The organism is Kluyvera sp. Awk 3, from assembly GCF_028069715.1.
GTDB lineage: Bacteria > Pseudomonadota > Gammaproteobacteria > Enterobacterales > Enterobacteriaceae > Kluyvera > Kluyvera georgiana_A.
The window spans coordinates 1-663 of sequence record NZ_JANEWH010000317.1; the positions used below are offsets into that span (position 1 = coordinate 1).

Sequence of the window (663 nt, forward strand, 5' to 3'; positions counted from 1 at the left end):
GTTTAAATAAAAAAGGTCGAATCAAACTATCCCATTTATGCCTGAACCAACCATATGCTGAAGGAAAGGAAAAATAGTCATCAAACGAAATATCCTTTGTAGCAGCACAGGCTTCATTGAGTGTATTTTTATTTTTGGTTATAACAATTCTAGCACCAGCTAACGTTCTGAATGGCTCTCTATATTCTTTTGTTGTTGTCGATCTACTAATAGCCTCTGCTGCATTCTGGAGAATTTTTGAAACATGTTCAGTAAACTCAATAACAGATTTTTCGAGTTTCATATGTTTTTGGGAAGGTTTGATGTTAATCCCCCTTCGAACAACTCTTTCATAGGAATTAAAAAACGAAAGTTTGATCTTATTCGAATTATCCATAAGACGCAGCAACTCACACACAAATTCATTTTTATTTTTATAACTAATAACTGATTCAGCTCTAACTAACCCTCTGACCATCTCTGTTTCTAGTAACATTACTCTCATTGGTAATGATGTCATTTCGTCAAGAAAATCATTTGCCGCCTGATGCGCTCGCTCAATATTTTGGCATGCCAAAGCCTCTGAGCAAAATAAATAGCTAGGACTGGTACCACTGCATTTATTAAAGATATGACTTTGTCAAAGTAACTTACACTTTCACTCATGATGCTCTCCTATAATCG

At 35.1% G+C, this 663-nt stretch carries 1 protein-coding gene; it reads right to left on the reverse strand.

All coding sequences use genetic code 11. The features are described from left to right. The coding region (locus NNN71_RS24880) for a hypothetical protein (protein ID WP_271459610.1) at positions 1-475 on the reverse strand (475 nt) is incomplete at its 3' end. Between the last annotated feature and the right edge of the window lie 188 nt (positions 476-663).